Here is a 17,161-nt window from a genome sequence, read left to right as displayed (position 1 = left end):
TCGCCATAATTTTAAAACCTTAAACGAACTTATGATTCATCATCTTCACGGTAGACTTATTGAGAAGAACCCTACTCATGTTATTATAGAATGTGCAGGAGTCGGATATTTTGTCAATATATCTTTGAATACCTTTTCAAAGGTTTCCGATAATGAGAATATCAGCTTGTATACCCATTTGCAGGTTAAGGAAGATTCGCATACTTTGTTTGGGTTTGCAGAGAAATCGGAACGTGAGATATTCCGTTTATTATTGTCTGTTTCCGGTATTGGTTCCAGTACGGCTCGAACGATGTTGTCATCACTTTCTCCATCTCAAATAAGAGATGCCATAGCCTCTGGCGATGTGCCAACCATCCAAGGGATAAAAGGTATCGGCGCAAAGACTGCCCAACGCGTGATTCTGGATCTTAAGGACAAGATTTTGAAAATTTATAATATTGATGAACTTTCCATTGTTTCGAACAATACAAATAAAGATGAAGCGTTATCTGCATTAGAGGTTCTTGGATTTGTCAGAAAGCAAGCCGAAAAGGTCGTTGACAAGGTTTTAGCACAAGACCCGACACTGAGCGTCGAGGAAACTCTAAAACGCGCGCTCAAAAATTTATAACAAGTTTGAAAACAGGGGCAAAGAAAATTCTTAAATCATCATTTAAGCTTACCTTTCTATTCATTATTTTCTTCATGGCAACGGAAACTTCCTTTGCGCAAGATACCGATGAAGAAGAAACGGATGAACAGGAATTGGATTCTGTAAAGACAGGTTTTGAGCTAGGGAAACTAAAGATGCCCAATCCCGAAACCATTGTTTCAAAATATATTTACGATCCAAAACTTGACCGATACATTTACAATGAGAGCATAGGTGATTTTAATATAGGCTATCCGATAATCTTAACCCCTGAGCAATATCTTGAACTGGTTCGTCAAGAGGGGATTAAAGACTACTTTAAGGAAAAATCCGATGCTTATTCCGGAAAAAAGGAGGGGAGTGAGGAAGCTCGAAAAAACCTCTTGCCAAACTTCTACGTGAACAACAATTTTTTTCAATCTGTATTTGGCGGAAATACCATAGAAGTAATTCCTCAAGGGTCCGTGGCCATGGATTTGGGTGTAATATGGCAGAAAAACGACAATCCTTCGCTTTCGCCGAGAAACCGTACCAACCTATCTTTTGATTTCGACCAACGTATAAGTTTAAGTATGCTGGGGAAAATAGGCGAGCGGCTTCAAGTAACGGCCAACTATGATACCGAAGCTACTTTTGATTTTCAAAACCTTGTGAAGTTAGATTATACGCCGACCGAAGATGATATAATTCGCAAAATTGAAGTGGGTAATGTGAGTATGCCACTCAATAGTTCCTTGATTCAAGGGGCGCAGAGTCTTTTTGGGGTGAAGACCCAATTGCAATTTGGTAAGACTATGGTGACTGCGGTTTTTTCAGAACAGCAATCACAGAATAACACGGTAGTGGCACAAGGGGGCGGGACTTTAAATGAATTCTCTGTAACGGCTTTGGACTATGACGAGGACAAACACTTTTTCCTTGCCCAATATTTCAGGGACAATTACGACGAGGCGCTTTCGAATTACCCTTTTATTCGCAGTGGAATACAAATAACGCGCCTTGAAGTGTGGACTACCAACCGGAGTCAGCAAACCCTGAACGTGAGAAATATTGTAGGTATTCAAGATTTGGGGGAATATGATCCGCTCAACGGTCCTGCAAATTCAAAAACGAGAATTTATAGTCAGATTGCAGGTAATAATCCACCAGCCGGATTCTTTAATACCAACACGACTGATATGCAGCCTAACGGTCTACCAAGAAACAACGCCAATGACTATGATCCAACATTGATTGGAGCTGGTGGGGTGTTGACAGAGAGTATTAGGGATATTGCTACGGTCGAACAAGGTTTTAATGTGCCTGGTTACCAGGTAAATCAAGGGTTTGATTATGCTATTTTAGAGAATGCACGAAAATTGGAATTGGGGCGAGACTTCGAATTTAACTCGCAATTAGGATATGTTTCTTTGAATCAACGTTTGAGTAACGATGAGGTTCTGGCCGTAGCCTTTCAATATACTTATAATGGAAAAGTTTACCAAGTGGGTGAGTTTGCCAATGGTGGGTTAGATGCAACTACTATATCCGGGGGTGTCAATCCTGTTATCGAAAATAACACCTTGGTTTTAAAGTTACTTAAGAGTAATATCACAAATGTCTCTGATCCAATTTGGGATTTGATGATGAAGAATATTTATGCGACCGGGGCTTTTCGTTTAAGTCAAGACGATTTTAAGATGAATATTTTATATTCCAATCCGACTCCACGAAACTATATTACCCCTGTTGAAGAAGCTACATGGCCTGACGGGTTAGAAGAAGATATTTTACTGAAAGTGTTCAATTTCGATCGGTTGAATGCTTATAACGATGTGCAGGCAGAGGGTGATGGTTTCTTCGATTTTGTGCAAGGAATAACGGTCGATACCCAAGGAGGTAGTATTATTTTTACGAAAGTGGAACCTTTTGGGGAATTTTTATTCGAAACATTGGGTGGTGGTGATTACGATGTTGCCAATGGACAAGGGTATAATGCCAACCAGCAAAAATATGTGTTTAGGGATATGTACGAGTTGACCAAATCGGCAGCGCTGCAAGACCCCGAAAAGAACAAGTTTTTATTAAAAGGAAGTTATAAATCTGAAGGAAGTAATGGGATTCCCATAGGGGCTTTCAACGTGCCAAGGGGCTCCGTAAGGGTTACGGCCGGAGGGCGCCAGTTGCAGGAAGGTATTGATTACACCGTAAATTATCAGGCGGGTACCGTACAATTATTGGATCCAAGTTTAGAGGCTTCCAATACGCCAATCAACATATCGGTAGAGAACAACGCAGTTTTCGGGCAACAAACCAGAAGGTTTACCGGTGTCAATGTAGAACATCAATTCAATGATAACTTCGTATTGGGGGCAACGTTCCTGAATTTGAACGAACGTCCGTTGACACAAAAATCGAATTTTGGGGTAGAACCCGTGAATAATACAATATTCGGAATTAACGGAAATTTCTCTACAGAAATTCCTTTTCTGACACGTTTGGTTAACAAACTACCGAACATCGACACTGATGTGCCTTCTAATCTTTCCGTCCGGGGCGAGGTGGCCTGGTTGAAGCCGAATTCTCCCAAAAATGCTGATTTTCAAGGAGAGACCACAACATATCTTGATGATTTTGAGGGGGCGCAGGCGCTTATAGACATTCGTTCTTCTTTGGGCTGGTCGTTGGCTAGTACGCCTATCGAATTTCTTGATAGTCCGACTCAAAAGGGTTTGGAAACAGGTTTTCAGCGCGCAAAATTGGCCTGGTATACCATAGATCCCATATTTTATACCAACCAGAGGCCATCCGATATTGGTGATAGCGATATTTCTATTAATGAAACCAGAAGAATTTTCGTTAATGAGGTATTTCCGCAAGTAGAGATTGCCCAAGGCCAGACAACGCAACAGACCACTTTAGATTTGGCATATTATCCAAACCTTAAAGGTCCGTACAACGCAAATGAAGATTTTGATGACGCCGTGGCCAACGAACGTTGGGGAGGTATAATGCGTTCGTTGAGCAGTACCAACTTTGAACAGAGCAATGTTGAATTTGTGCAGTTCTGGGTCATGGATCCATACGAGGATGGTTCAGCTACCAGTTCGGGTGAATTGGTTTTTAATCTTGGAAACATCAGTGAGGATATTCTGTCCGATGGTCTAAAACAGTACGAAAACGGACTTCCTGTAAATGGGGTGGGTAGTGTGAAACCAGAAAACCCTATTTGGGGGGTAGTACCTGCTACACAGGCATTGGTGTACGCCTTTGATGTCGATGAAGCCAGTAGAGCTGCGCAAGATGTCGGTTTTGACGGACTGGATGATCTGGCCGAGGTAGATATATATGGTCCCGGTGAAGACCCTGCTTCCGATAATTACGAATACTTTTTACAAAGGGAGGGAGACATCTTGAATCGTTATTTGAATTATAACAATCCTCAAGGCAACTCTCCTGTACAGGTGACAAATGATAACCGTGGGTCTACCACCTTGCCCGATGTTGAAGATATTGACCGTGATCTTACCATGAATACGGTAAATAGTTACTATGAATATCGTGTTCCGATCAAGCCCAATACCAGTATTAACGATAAGTATGTTACTGATATTCGTGATTCATTGGTGTTGTCGGGTAATCGTATTCCTGATGGTAGTACGGTGCGAACAAGGTGGATCCAATATAAAATTCCACTAAGCGATTTTACAGATGCCATTGGTGGTATTACAGACTTTAGGTCTATCAGTACAATGCGTATGTATATGACCGGTTTTACCGATGATGTGATACTGCGTTTTGCGACATTGGATTTGGTAAGGGGCGATTGGCGTACCTATACTAAAACGTTACAAGATGAAGATTTAGACCCACTTGATGATGGAACGAGTTTAGATGTGAATGCTGTAAATATTCAGGAGAACGAGAATCGGAATCCAATTCCGTATGTACTTCCTCCAGGGGTACTTCGTGAGCAGCTGAACAACAACAATACGATTATTCAACAGAATGAACAATCACTTTCTTTAGTGGTAGAAAACTTGGAAGCGGAAGATTCGAGAGGGGTATTCAAGAATTTGAATATTGATGTTCGTCAGTATGAAAAGCTTAAAATGTTTATGCATGCCGAAAAAATATTTGACGCTGATTACCCTATTGATGATACGCCCTTGGTAGGATTTTTACGCATGGGTACCGATTTTTCTGAGAATTTCTATCAAATGGAACTTCCGTTAAAATTTACCCCATTCAGTGCCGTGTCAGATACTGAGATTTGGCCTGAGGAGAACGAATTGGAAGTTATTTTGTCCGACTTGAATAAAGTCAAGTCTTTGCGTCTTGCTTTACGGTCTCTAAGCGATGTGCCACTTGACGAGCTGCGATTTTTTGAGATTGATGGAGGCACCGTGGTCGAGGTAGATGAATTTTCGCCCAGAACCCTAGGGAGAATTCGAATCGGAATAAAAGGAAATCCCTCGTTGGGAAGTATTCGCAGTGTTATGGTCGGTGTAAAGAATATCGACGACCTACCCGCTCGTGGTGAAGTTTGGTTCAATGAACTTCGGTTGGCAGGTCTAGATAATAATGGGGGATGGGCAGCAGTAGCCGCACTCGATGCGAATATTGCCGATTTTGCCGATATTTCTGCGACTGGAGGCACGAGTACATCTGGTTTTGGTGCTATCGATCAGATGCCCAACGAAAGGGCGCGTGAAGATGCTATATCATATGATGTGGTTACCAATGTAAATGCAGGTCAGTTGCTTCCTAAAAAATGGGGTATTCAATTGCCTTTCAATTATGGCATATCGGAACAACTGATTACACCTGAATTCGATCCCGTCTATGACGACCTTAAACTGCAAGATAGAATCGATGCGGCCGACAATGCCGAGAATGCAAAAGAGATAAGAGAGCAAGCCGAAGATTATACAAAGCGTACAAGCATCAACTTGATCGGGGTGCGTAAAAATAGAGGTGAAGAGGCCGATGCCAATTTTTATGATATCGAGAATTTTACATTCAATTATTCTTACAACGAGACGGATCATCGTGATTTTGAGATTGCAGAATTACGAGATCAAAATGTTGTCACTGGCCTTGTTTACAATCATAATTTTAAGCCAGTGGAGGTAGCTCCGTTCGCTAAAAAAGACTCGCTGCTCACAGGTAGGTATTGGCAATGGTTAAAAGAATTGAATCTTAGTTTATTGCCTGCAAGTGTTTCGGTTAATTCTAATATAAACAGACAGTTTAATCAACAAAGGTTTAGGGATGTTGTGGAAGAGGGTGTAGATAAATTGGCTTTACCGACACTAAAACAACGCAATTATCTATTTAATTGGCAGTACGCGGTTAACTATAGTCTTACCAAATCATTGCGGTTGAATTTTAAGGGAAGCAATAATAACATCGTACGTAACTATTTTGAGGAAGAAGGGAATCCTGATTCCGAAATAGATCAGATGTTGGGGCTCTGGGATGGCTTCTGGGATTTGGGGGAACCAAACCGACATTCCCAACAGATGGAGTTGAATTATGAATTGCCTTTTAACAAAATCCCCGCTTTAGACTTTATCAGTTCACAATACAGTTACACCAGTAACTTTGATTGGCAGCGCGGTGGAGATGCTTTACGAGAGGTTGCTGGCTCTGATATCAATACGGTACAGAATGCCAATACCCATAATTTGACGGCTGCATTGACGCTCCAAAAATTTTACGATTTGATCGGATTGAAAAAGCGATCGGGTAAGACCAGGGCCAATTCAGCTTCTGTGCAACGAGACAAGGCAGGTAACCCCGCCTCAAATACAGAACAAGCAAAGAAGAAGACTGGTGGCTTGTTCAATACTGCTGTAGACATCTTGACGATGGTAAAACGATTGAACTTCAACTATAATGAGAGTAACGGAAAAGTACTTCCGGGGTATACTCAGTCTGTGGGGTTTGTAGGTTCTTTGCGGCCTTCGGTGGGTTTTGTTTTCGGGAGCCAGTCAGATGTTCGTTATGAAGCTGCTCGTAGAGGATGGCTAACCAGATTCACCGAGTTTAACGAGCAGTTTATAGAACGTACGAATAAACAATTGAATATTACCGCTACGGCACAGCCTTTTCAAGATTTGACTATAGATTTGTCGGCAGATCGACAATATTCGAGCAGTTATCAAGAGAGTTTTGAGGTCATTGATGATCTTGAAAATGGAGGGTCACGCTATAACAGCTTGTTAGGGAGTAATTTTGGTAACTTCAGTATTTCAACTGTGATGATCGGTACTGCATTTGGTAAGAGTGATGAATTTACTTCGGAACATTTTGAGCAGTTTAAAGAAAATAGATTGACCATAGCAAATCGTTTGGTATCCGATAGAGGTGGAGTGCCGGGTACGTTAGATGAAGATGGTTTTCCCGAACGGTATAGTAAAACAAGCCAAGACGTTTTACTTCCCGCCTTTTTTGCAGCTTATACAGGCCAAGATGTGAACCGGGTGAATCTAGATGTTTTTAGACAGATTCCTATTCCTAATTGGAATATAAAATATACAGGATTGATGCGTAATAAATGGTTCAAGAAAAAATTCAAACGTTTTTCTCTGGGTCACGGGTATAGGGCTTCTTATAGTATTAACTCTTTTCAGACCAATTTGGAACGTGAGAATGGACTTATAGACCCTGAAACGGATGACTTTTTACCTGAACTTATTTTGAACAATGTGGTGCTTACCGACCAGTTCAATCCGTTGATGCGTGTCGATTTTGAAATGAAAAATTCAATTAGCGTTTTGGCCGAAGTACGTACCGATAGAGCCTTGTCGCTTAGTTTTGATAATAATTTGATGACCGAAATCAGTGGTAAGGAATATACGGTAGGTCTGGGTTATCGTGTCAAAGATGTACAGTTTGTAACAAATATCGGCGGGAATAAAACGCGGTTGAAGGGCGATTTGAATTTAAAGGCCGATGTAACTTTACGCGATAATATTACCATTATACGCAATCTTGATATCGATAACAATCAAATTACATCGGGGCAGAATCTCTTGTCGATGAAATTCACTGCCGACTATGCGCTGAGCAAAAACTTGAACGCCCTGTTTTTTTATGATCATTCGTTCTCACAGTTTGCCGTTTCCACAGCTTTCCCCCAGACTACAATAAACACGGGGTTCACATTGCGTTACAACTTTGGTAACTAAGGGTATTGGCCGCGGCCTTGTTCTTGAAAGAAGGGTTTAAGCAGGAACAAAACGGTCAATTTAAAATTCAACCGATTTGTAAAGGGGCTTAATTTAGCACTTGAACTTGTGCTTATTTTTTGAATTCCTCTTCAGAATCAGTTACATTTGCTTTCCTAAAAAGAAAGAAATGAATATACCATCGGAATTAAGCTATACCGAAGATCATGAATGGGTAAAGATAGAAGATGACGTTGCAACAATTGGTATTACCGATTTTGCCCAAGGTGAATTGGGAGATGTCGTTTATGTTGAAGTAGAAACTGTCGATGAAACAATAGAAAGGGGAGCGGTTTTTGGTACGGTGGAAGCAGTGAAAACTGTTTCGGATCTTTTCCTTCCTTTAAGTGGGGAGATTATCGAATTCAACGAAGCTTTGGAAGATGAGCCTGAAATGGTGAACACGGATCCCTATGGTAAAGGTTGGATGGTCAAGGTCAGAATTAGCGAACCTTCCGAAATTGCAGACCTACTGAGCGCAGCAGATTATAAGGCGGTGATTGGTGCTTAAGAATTGGTTGTATACCATAGCTTTCACAAGTTGGATGTCCTTGGTTGCTTATTCATGTCTGACATCCTTTTCAGGAGAGGATATTCCCAGTTTTAATTTGCCCCATATAGACAAGGTTGTGCATTTCGGATTTTATTTTGTCGGTGCGATTTTGGGAACAATGGCCCTTCGGGAACTTTCAAAAAGTAAAATCCCACTAAAAAAAGTATTGCTTATAATCTTAGTGATGGTCATTGTGTTTGGTATGATTATTGAGGTTTTACAGCAAGAGTATACGCTTGATAGAGAGGGTGATATGTTTGATGTTTTGGCAAATAGTCTTGGTGCTGTTTGTGGATCGCTGTGCATGAAATCTTTATTTTCCGGCAAAACACGATTAAAATGGGAAAATTAATTGCTTGATTATCGATTATTTATTTAAATTAGCAAACCTTAAAATTTGTAGATATGGAACCGAAAAAGAACCCGAAAGCAGATATAGGACGCAATAGCGGCTTGTACTTTGTTGTCGGTTTGACACTGACAATGCTTTTAGTATATGGCGCTCTAGAGTGGAAAACGTACGATAAGACCAATGATTATGACATTTCAATGAATGTTGATGATGATTTGGATGAGGAAGTACCAATGACGGAGCAGATTAAAACACCGCCACCGCCACCGCCACCGGCAGCACCTGAAATTATTGAAGTTGTCGAAGATGAAGAGGAAGTTGAGGAAACTGTTATCGAATCTACCGAGACTAGTCAAGAAGAAGAGATTATTGAGGTTGAAGATGTTGCGGTCGAAGAAGAAATAGAAGACGTTGATGTACCTTTTGCGGTAATTGAAGATGTTCCTATTTTTCCAGGTTGTGAAAATGAAAGCGACAAAAGGTTGTGCTTTAACAAAATGATGCAAAAGCACATTAGTAAGAACTTTAGGTATCCTGAAATTGCCCAAGAAATGGGAATTCAAGGTAGGGTTAGTGTAATGTTCGTAATCCAGAAAGATGGTAGTATCGGTGGTGTTAGGATGCGTGGTCCAGACAAGAATCTTGAGAAAGAGGCAGCGCGAATTATTGATAAACTTCCAAAAATGACTCCGGGTAAACAAAGGGGTAGGGCAGTAAGGGTTCCTTTTAGTATTCCTATTACCTTTAAATTACAGTAAATATATATTTTTCAAGATATAGAAACCCTGATAGTGTGAGCTGTCAGGGTTTTTTTTATGGCTAAAAGATAAACATCGTCAAGAGGTTGCACAAAATAGTGTTTGAGACTATCTTTGCATTCCGATAAAAAAAGGAGAATGAAGGCTGTGGTCAATACGCCAACAAATGCTGTTTGGGCAAATACAATTGCTGATTTTAAAGAGATTACCAAGGCCCGACTTGCGGTCAGTGTAGTTTTTTCTTCTTTGGCAGGTTATCTTCTGGGAGCCTATCAGATTGACATAATCTCGATTTTATTGCTCGCTTTTGGCGGGTATTGTATGGTTGGGGCTTCAAATGCATTTAATCAAATCATAGAGAAAGACTTGGATGCGTTGATGAATCGTACCAGAAACAGGCCTATTCCTTCTGGTAGAATGTCAACCGGCAGAGCAATGACTCTTGCCATAATTCTTACCGTTTTAGGGGTTGTCGCATTATATGTATTGAATCCTAAAACGGCGATGTTCGGGGCAATTTCTATTTTCTTGTATACTTGTGTATATACACCTTTAAAAACGAAGACTCCTTTGGCGGTATTTGTAGGGGCGTTCCCTGGTGCAATACCTTTTATGCTGGGCTGGGTTGCCGCAACCAATGAGTTTGGAATAGAACCCGGTACCTTGTTCATGATTCAATTTTTTTGGCAATTCCCACATTTTTGGGCATTGGGGTGGATGCTAGACGAAGATTATAAAAGAGGCGGCTTTAAAATGTTGCCTACAGGAAGGAAAGACAAAGGGACTGCGTTACAGATTATAATGTATACCATTTGGATGATGGTTATTTCGGTCGTTCCTGTCTTTGGTGTTACTGGAAGATTGCAATTATCTTTGCCGGCTGCGGTTATCGTATTTCTGATGGGAATGGTCATGTTGGTATTTGCTCTGCGACTTTTCGAAAAGCGTGATAATGTTTCGGCGCGTAAATTAATGTTGGCAAGTGTAAGTTATATTACATTGATGCAGATAGTCTATGTTGTAGATAAATTCATATAGTATAAAAGGAGTAGGGGATGCGCATTTGATGTTTTGCCCGCTCCCTTAGGTGTATAGATTGATAATAAGGTTGGAATATAATAGTTGATGATGGATATAACGCAAGCGACTGATAAGGTTAAAAATGAAAGAGCTAAGAAGATGATGCTCTGGTTCGGTATAGCGAGCTTGCTTATGGCGTTCGCTGGATGGACAAGTGCCTATATTGTGAGTAGTAGCTCTCGTGAAGATTGGATAAGTGACCTGCAAATGCCTTCTTCTTTTTATATAAGTACGGGAATACTAATTTTAAGTAGCATCACCTATATTCTGGCAAAGAAAGCAATGCGTTCAGGGGTTTTGAAACAGTGTACCACATGGCTGGTTGTTACACTCGGGTTGGGAGTAGCATTTATCGTGTTTCAATTCAATGGGTTTTCGCAAATGGTGGCCCAGGGCTATTATTTTACGGGCCCTACAAGTAATATTAAATTGTCATATGTATTCTTGATTGCCACCGTTCACATAGTTCATGTACTTGCAGGGATAATCTCCTTGACGGTTGTACTCTATAATCAAATGAAAGGTAAATATAGTCCTCAAGAAATGCTCGGATTGTCATTGGGGGCTACTTTTTGGCACTTTTTGGATCTTCTATGGATCTATTTACTCCTTTTCATGATTTTTGTTGGATAATAATTTTAAATAAAATAGGTTTTGATTACGATTGGGCTTTTGTTTGGTCGAAAAAAATGTAAATTTGTGCAAATTCTAAATAAACGTTAAAAAATATATGGATTCTACGGTGACAACAGCTACGGAAGAAAACGTTTGGGGCGGCGGTGCTAATCGACCCTTGGGCGCTAGTTACGGAAAACTTATGATGTGGTTTTTCTTGGTGTCCGATGCCTTGACCTTTTCTGGGTTTTTGGCCGCTTACGGGTTTTCACGATTTAAGTTTATAGAAACATGGCCCATTGCCGATGAGGTATTTACACACGTACCTTTCTTTCATGGCAATTACCCCATGTACTATGTGGCATTCATGACCTTTATATTGATTATGTCTTCTGTAACTATGGTTTTGGCGGTTGATGCCGGTCATAAGTTGAAAAAGAATGCCGTAATATGGTATATGTTCTTAACTATTATTGGAGGAGCTATTTTCGTCGGGTCCCAAGCTTGGGAGTGGGCAACCTTTATTAGTGGTGATTATGGTGCAGTAGAGACGCGTGGGGGAAGAATATTGCAATTCGTTAAAGCTGATACTGGTGAGCGTACGGCTTTGGCAGATTTTGCAAAGACCATACCAGGGGAGCGAACCGAACACGAAAGAAAAAACGGAATTTGGTTTTTTGATGAGGGCTATATGCCGAGCTATAGTTTAGACGAGGTTGTTGAAGGCTTTAAGGCCGACCCTAATGTTTTGATACGAATCGAAACAGTTAATGATGATCATCAAAAAATTGTTCTTTCAAGAGATGAGTCTTTAGCTAAATTGAAGAATGCGACACAGGTCGTTGAAGGTGCGAACTTGATTCACAACGAATATGGGAGTAGACTTTTTGCCGACTTCTTTTTCTTTATAACAGGCTTTCATGGTTTCCACGTATTTTCAGGTGTAGTGATAAATATCATAATATTCTTTAATGTGATATTAGGAACTTACGAACGTCGTGGTCATTATGAAATGGTTGAAAAAGTAGGATTATATTGGCACTTTGTAGATTTGGTATGGGTATTTGTATTCACCTTTTTCTATTTGGTTTAAAAAAATTGATGGTCATTTTTGATTAAAGATTGATATTTAAGTAACAAGACTGTTTATAACATGGCACACGAACATAAATTAGAAATATTCAGGGGACTTTTAAAGTTCAAGTCCAATACACAGAAAATTTGGGGTGTACTCATTTTCTTGACCGTAATTACCACAATTGAAGTGGCTTTAGGTATTATTAAGCCCAAGTCTATGACACATTCGTACTTTTTGGGTATGAAAGTGCTGAACTGGATATTTATTATACTAACTTTAGTAAAGGCCTACTATATTGCTTGGGATTTTATGCACTTACGTGATGAAAAAAGTGCGCTGCGAAGAGCGATAGTATGGACACCTATTTTTCTTGTGGCCTATCTGATATTTATTCTCCTCTTTGAAGCTGACTATATTTACAACGTCTTTAAAGATGGCTTCGTAACTTGGAATTTCTAAGGTAAAATTAACAGAATGAAAAGACGGTATAACAACCGTCTTTTTTATTTTTGTACCATTCTTAAACTACCATGAAAAAGACATTTGTACTCGTAGTCTTGTTCGTTTTCCCTGTTGTTATTTATCTCTTCTTTGCTTCGGGAGTTAACAATTTTGGCAGGTTGCCAATACTTACTGAAAATGTGCCGGAAATCAGCGCTATCGATAGTTCGGTGTCACTACAAGACAAGATTACCGTCTTGGGTTTTTTGGGAGATGACACCTCGAATAAGAAAGGAATTGCCTTTAACCTTAACCAAAAAATCTATAAGCGTTTCTATAAATTCAATGACTTTCAATTTGTGATGATGGTTCCTTTGGGAAAAGAAAAGGAAGTGGCAGCGATAAAAAAGGAACTGGGTAAGTTGGTCGATATGCAGAAATGGAACTTTGTGTTCGCCGAAGAGAACAAGATTCGTGATTTTTTCAAAGAATTGAAAACCGATAATGAACTAGATGAACACTTAGGGGTTCCGTATGTTTTTATTATTGATAAAGATAGAAGTCTTCGTGGTCGAAAGAATGATGAGGATGAAGGAACAAAATATGGTTTTGACGCCTCTTCAGTGGCCGATTTAAATAATAAAATGGTTGATGACGTGAAGATTATTTTGGCTGAATATCGCCTGGCGCTTAAAAATAACAATGCCGATAGAAAAAAATAATGAATAAAAAGTACACATATATATGGGTGTCTTTGATAATTCTGATTTTCGGAATAATTTTTATTCCCAGAATTGTTGACCGTATCAAAGGCGGAACAATTGTTGAAACCGACCGTATGAGTGTCGAACCACCTAAAATTCCTTTACAGTACATAACGCAAAATGGTCAAAAGCGAAGGGTTCCCTCTTTTGAATTTATTAATCAAGACAGTTTGTTAATTACTGATAACGATTATTTGGGCAAAGTATATGTGGTTGAGTTCTTTTTTACCACGTGTCCATCGATTTGTCCCCAGATGAATAAAAATTTGGTAACACTGCAAGATGAGTTTGAGAAATTTGATGATTTTGGTATAGCCTCATTTTCTATCACTCCTGAATATGATACCCCAGAGGTGTTAAAGGAATACGCCGAAGAGTATGGTGTCACCGATATGGACTGGAATTTGATGACGGGTGATAAAGAAAAAATTTATGAATTGGCGAATGCCGGGTTCAATATCTTTGCGGCAGAAGTGCCCGACGCTCCAGGTGGGTTTGAACATTCCGGTCTTTTTGCACTTATCGATAAGGAAGGGTTTCTTCGGTCAAGAACGGATCGATTCGGAAATCCAATCGTGTATTATCGAGGTGCTATTTCTGAAGCTGATGGTGAGAACGAACATGGTGAAAAACAACAAATTTCTATTTTAAAAGAGGATATTAAAAAGTTGCTGGATGAGTGATATGGGATTTGATTTGGCAAAGGAGCGAAAGTTCAATAGATTGATTACGTTGGTATCTGTCGTTATTCCGCTCGTTGTAGCGGTTCTTTTTAGGGTGAAGCTCCCGAATGTGGAGCCATTGTCATTTCTTCCTCCTATATATGCTTCCATTAACGGAGTGACTGCCATTCTGCTGCTTGTGGCCGTTTGGGCCATTAAAAATGGAAAAAAACAATTGCATCAGAATGTGATGACCTGCTGTATCGGGTTGTCGGTACTCTTTTTGGTGATGTATGTGGCTTATCATATGACTTCTGAATCGACAACCTATGGAGGTGAGGGCACAGTGAAATATATATATTATTTTATTCTGATATCACATATTATATTATCGATAGCAATCATTCCACTAGTGTTAAAAACATATGCCAGGGCCTACTTGAAAAAGTTTGAAGCACATCGAAAACTGGCACGAATTACCTTTCCAATTTGGTTATATGTAGCCATAACGGGTGTAGTTGTTTATATGATGATTTCTCCATATTATGTAAATTGACGCTGGTCTTGTTACAATTGAAAAGCATTATGAAAAGAATCAATGGTGTTTTATTATTTTTAGTGCTACTATTGCTTCCCCGAATATCGGAAGCCCAGTGTGCCATGTGTCGGGCCGTGTTGGAAAGTAGTGACAATGTCGGCGCTGCTGAAGGAATTAATAATGGCATCGTTTATTTGATGGCGGTACCCTACATATTGGTGGCCGTACTCTTTTATTTTGTCTACAAAAAAATGCGCACCTAGAACTATCGGATCGATTCTCTATAATTTCTGATCAACCTATCTAAACACATTTTTATAAATTTCATTGGGGAAGCTTTCTTTGTATGCTGACCCTTGTTTTCGGTGACCCATTATAGAGGATGCGTTTAGTTCAAAGTGTAGATTCGGTCATTATTGAAGGGCGGTGGTTGCCTGTAATGAACTTTCGGTTTATTTAACATAATTTTTGCATATTGGTCTGTAACAATGGTAGGCACTGTTAGTCTTATTGCTAAGATTTAAACCTGAATAACTAACATCTTCCACATGATCGAGATAAAAGACCTTCACAAATCATATAAAATGGGAAGTAATTCCCTTCATGTTTTAAAAGGAATCAATTTAGTGATAGAGGCTGGCGAACTTGTGGCAATCATGGGCTCTTCAGGGTCAGGGAAATCTACTTTGCTAAATATTTTGGGAATGCTTGATGAAGCAGATTCGGGGGAATACAATCTTGACAGTGTTCCCATTAAGAACCTCAATGAAACTAAGGCGGCCAAATACCGGAATAAATTTTTGGGCTTTGTATTTCAGTCCTTCAATCTGATCAATTACAAAAGTGCCATGGAAAATGTGGCGCTCCCTTTATATTATCAAAGAGTTCCTCGAAAGGAAAGAGAGCAAAAAGCGTTGAAATATTTGGGTCAAGTAGGGTTAAAAGAATGGGCCACCCATTTGCCGAATGAACTCTCAGGGGGGCAAAAACAACGTGTGGCCATAGCCCGTGCAATGGCTGCTGAGCCAAAGGTGCTTTTGGCCGATGAGCCAACAGGGGCCCTGGATAGTAAAACTTCCTATGAGGTTATGGACCTCATTCAAAAAATCAACGATCAAGGTAATACTATTTTGGTGGTGACCCACGAAGAAGATATTGCCCACATGTGCAAGCGCATCGTACATTTAAAAGATGGTGTCATTGTAGAAGATAAAAAGGTTGAACAAGTCAGAGCATCTTCTTATGTTTAGCAGAGACAATTGGAAAGAGATTTTTGAGACTATTCAAAAGAATAAGTTAAGAACCTTTTTATCTGGTTTTACGGTTTCGCTGGGTATTCTGATATTTGTGGTTCTTTTTGGCTTTGGTAATGGTCTCATCAATACTTTTGATGACTTTTTTGGAGATGATGCCACGAATGTCTTTTTTATTTTTCCCGGTCGAACTACGATTCCCTACAAAGGGTACAAGTCAAACAGAACTATTGAGTTCGAAAATAGCGATCTGGCCGATATTGAAAAGAATTTTCCACTTTTCCTAGAATATGTAACACCCCGTATTTCAAGGCAAGATACCGTGAAATATAAGCAAGAATCGAATAGTTATACGACCCTTGGGGTTGCTCCATCGCATCAGCTTAGCGAAATGACTATCATTATGAAAGGTCGTTACCTGAACAAGCTTGATATAAAGAATAAGACCAAAAATGCGGTTATCGGCAGATTGGTAGAGCAAGATTTATTTGGTGCAAAAAATTCGGTTGGAAAGTTTATTGATATCGGAGGTAGTTCTTTCAGGGTAGTGGGCGTATTTCAAGATGATGGGGGAGACAATGAAGAGCGTGTTGTAGTAATACCTTACACCACACGGCAACTGATTGAAAAAAACAACGATAAGATCAATCAGATTATTGTGGGGTTCAAGCCTCAAATTGGTTATGCCGGCGCTATGGCATTTGAAAAAAGTCTCGACCGCTTTATTCGGGAAAAAAAGTACATAAGCCCACAAGACCAAAACGGAATTTTCATTCGTAACGTAGCGGATCAGTTGAAACAGAATCAGCAGTTTGCCAGGGTACTTCAGATAATTGTAGCCCTTGTCGCATTCGGTACTATTATCGCAGGAATTATTGGAATAAGTAACATCATGGTCTTTGTGGTAAAGGAACGAACAAAAGAACTAGGAATACGAAAGGCCTTGGGCGCAACACCAAAAGCGGTTATAGGCACAATTCTATTAGAGTCAGTGTTTATTACGACCATATCGGGGTTCGTCGGAATGTTGATCGGTATCGCTATTCTGAGTTCGCTTGGGGAGAAGTTGAAAGACTTTTTTATTACCAATCCATATATCGATACGGGTACGGCGATTTTTGCCACAATGATTCTGATTTTTTTCGGAGCTATAGCGGGGTATGTGCCTGCTAGAAGGGCTGCGCGTATAAAACCTATTGTAGCACTAAGAGACGAATAG

At 39.9% G+C, this 17,161-nt stretch carries 15 protein-coding genes; all 15 read left to right on the top strand.

All coding sequences use genetic code 11. From position 1 onward, the window contains the following. Positions 1–31: 31 nt before the first annotated feature. The 15 genes from ruvA (at position 32) to AACZ88_RS16135 (ending at position 17,161) form a co-directional block, all read left to right on the top strand. The gene (ruvA, locus tag AACZ88_RS16205; protein WP_339712287.1) at positions 32–613 is read left to right on the top strand and encodes a Holliday junction branch migration protein RuvA; all 582 of its coding nucleotides are present in this window, start codon (positions 32–34) and stop codon (positions 611–613) included. Between the two features lie 5 nt (positions 614–618). Beyond that, positions 619–7,809, top strand: a complete 7,191-nt coding sequence (sprA, locus tag AACZ88_RS16200) for a cell surface protein SprA (RefSeq protein WP_339712284.1) — start codon at positions 619–621, stop codon at positions 7,807–7,809. Positions 7,810–7,978: 169 nt separating this feature from the next. Beyond that, positions 7,979–8,359: a glycine cleavage system protein GcvH gene (gene gcvH / locus AACZ88_RS16195; protein ID WP_339712280.1), complete on the top strand. Its 381-nt coding sequence runs from the start codon at positions 7,979–7,981 to the stop codon at positions 8,357–8,359. A gap of 34 nt (positions 8,360–8,393) precedes the next feature. Beyond that, positions 8,394–8,753: a VanZ family protein gene (locus tag AACZ88_RS16190; protein ID WP_339712277.1), complete on the top strand. Its 360-nt coding sequence runs from the start codon at positions 8,394–8,396 to the stop codon at positions 8,751–8,753. Positions 8,754–8,806: 53 nt separating this feature from the next. After that, complete coding sequence (locus AACZ88_RS16185; protein ID WP_339712275.1) at positions 8,807–9,511, top strand: energy transducer TonB; 705 nt, start codon at positions 8,807–8,809, stop codon at positions 9,509–9,511. A gap of 138 nt (positions 9,512–9,649) precedes the next feature. Further along, positions 9,650–10,549, top strand: a complete 900-nt coding sequence (gene cyoE, locus AACZ88_RS16180; RefSeq protein ID WP_339712273.1) for a heme o synthase — start codon at positions 9,650–9,652, stop codon at positions 10,547–10,549. 90 nt (positions 10,550–10,639) lie between these two features. Then, positions 10,640–11,224, top strand: coding sequence for a cytochrome c oxidase subunit 3 (locus AACZ88_RS16175; RefSeq protein ID WP_339712491.1), 585 nt, complete (start codon positions 10,640–10,642; stop codon positions 11,222–11,224). Between the two features lie 97 nt (positions 11,225–11,321). Continuing rightward, positions 11,322–12,299 (top strand): cytochrome c oxidase subunit 3, encoded by a 978-nt coding sequence (locus AACZ88_RS16170; RefSeq protein WP_339712271.1) that lies wholly within the window; start codon positions 11,322–11,324, stop codon positions 12,297–12,299. Between the two features lie 60 nt (positions 12,300–12,359). Further along, a complete protein-coding gene (locus tag AACZ88_RS16165) occupies positions 12,360–12,743 on the top strand; it encodes a cytochrome C oxidase subunit IV family protein (protein WP_339712270.1) in 384 nt (127 codons plus the stop codon). A 71-nt stretch (positions 12,744–12,814) separates the two neighbouring features. Continuing rightward, positions 12,815–13,447 (top strand): hypothetical protein, encoded by a 633-nt coding sequence (locus AACZ88_RS16160; RefSeq protein WP_339712267.1) that lies wholly within the window; start codon positions 12,815–12,817, stop codon positions 13,445–13,447. Next, entirely contained in the window at positions 13,447–14,172 is a 726-nt protein-coding gene (locus AACZ88_RS16155; protein ID WP_339712264.1) for an SCO family protein, read from the top strand. Before AACZ88_RS16160 ends, AACZ88_RS16155 begins: the two co-directional genes overlap by 1 nt. After that, on the top strand, positions 14,165–14,707 hold the full coding sequence (locus AACZ88_RS16150) for a DUF420 domain-containing protein (protein WP_339712261.1): 543 nt from the start codon (positions 14,165–14,167) through the stop codon (positions 14,705–14,707). The genes AACZ88_RS16155 and AACZ88_RS16150 overlap by 8 nt, the downstream gene beginning before the upstream one ends. 29 nt (positions 14,708–14,736) lie before the next feature. After that, on the top strand, positions 14,737–14,952 hold the full coding sequence (locus tag AACZ88_RS16145; protein ID WP_339712259.1) for a hypothetical protein: 216 nt from the start codon (positions 14,737–14,739) through the stop codon (positions 14,950–14,952). Between the two features lie 285 nt (positions 14,953–15,237). Then, a complete protein-coding gene (locus tag AACZ88_RS16140; protein WP_339712256.1) occupies positions 15,238–15,939 on the top strand; it encodes an ABC transporter ATP-binding protein in 702 nt (233 codons plus the stop codon). Then, positions 15,932–17,161, top strand: coding sequence for an ABC transporter permease (locus tag AACZ88_RS16135; RefSeq protein ID WP_339712253.1), 1,230 nt, complete (start codon positions 15,932–15,934; stop codon positions 17,159–17,161). Before AACZ88_RS16140 ends, AACZ88_RS16135 begins: the two co-directional genes overlap by 8 nt.

This window comes from uncultured Kriegella sp., assembly GCF_963975415.1.
GTDB lineage: Bacteria > Bacteroidota > Bacteroidia > Flavobacteriales > Flavobacteriaceae > Kriegella.
Note: the sequence above shows the minus strand (reverse complement) of the source record. Positions and strands in the feature narration are given on the sequence as shown.

Coding starts and splice junctions, on each gene's coding strand:
- ruvA (WP_339712287.1), top strand. CDS start 32: ATGATTCATCATCTTCACGGTAGACTTATTGAGAAGAACCCTACTCAT.
- gcvH (WP_339712280.1), top strand. CDS start 7,979: ATGAATATACCATCGGAATTAAGCTATACCGAAGATCATGAATGGGTA.
- AACZ88_RS16190 (WP_339712277.1), top strand. CDS start 8,394: ATGTCCTTGGTTGCTTATTCATGTCTGACATCCTTTTCAGGAGAGGAT.
- AACZ88_RS16185 (WP_339712275.1), top strand. CDS start 8,807: ATGGAACCGAAAAAGAACCCGAAAGCAGATATAGGACGCAATAGCGGC.
- cyoE (WP_339712273.1), top strand. CDS start 9,650: ATGAAGGCTGTGGTCAATACGCCAACAAATGCTGTTTGGGCAAATACA.
- AACZ88_RS16175 (WP_339712491.1), top strand. CDS start 10,640: ATGGATATAACGCAAGCGACTGATAAGGTTAAAAATGAAAGAGCTAAG.
- AACZ88_RS16170 (WP_339712271.1), top strand. CDS start 11,322: ATGGATTCTACGGTGACAACAGCTACGGAAGAAAACGTTTGGGGCGGC.
- AACZ88_RS16165 (WP_339712270.1), top strand. CDS start 12,360: ATGGCACACGAACATAAATTAGAAATATTCAGGGGACTTTTAAAGTTC.
- AACZ88_RS16160 (WP_339712267.1), top strand. CDS start 12,815: ATGAAAAAGACATTTGTACTCGTAGTCTTGTTCGTTTTCCCTGTTGTT.
- AACZ88_RS16155 (WP_339712264.1), top strand. CDS start 13,447: ATGAATAAAAAGTACACATATATATGGGTGTCTTTGATAATTCTGATT.
- AACZ88_RS16150 (WP_339712261.1), top strand. CDS start 14,165: ATGAGTGATATGGGATTTGATTTGGCAAAGGAGCGAAAGTTCAATAGA.
- AACZ88_RS16145 (WP_339712259.1), top strand. CDS start 14,737: ATGAAAAGAATCAATGGTGTTTTATTATTTTTAGTGCTACTATTGCTT.
- AACZ88_RS16140 (WP_339712256.1), top strand. CDS start 15,238: ATGATCGAGATAAAAGACCTTCACAAATCATATAAAATGGGAAGTAAT.
- AACZ88_RS16135 (WP_339712253.1), top strand. CDS start 15,932: ATGTTTAGCAGAGACAATTGGAAAGAGATTTTTGAGACTATTCAAAAG.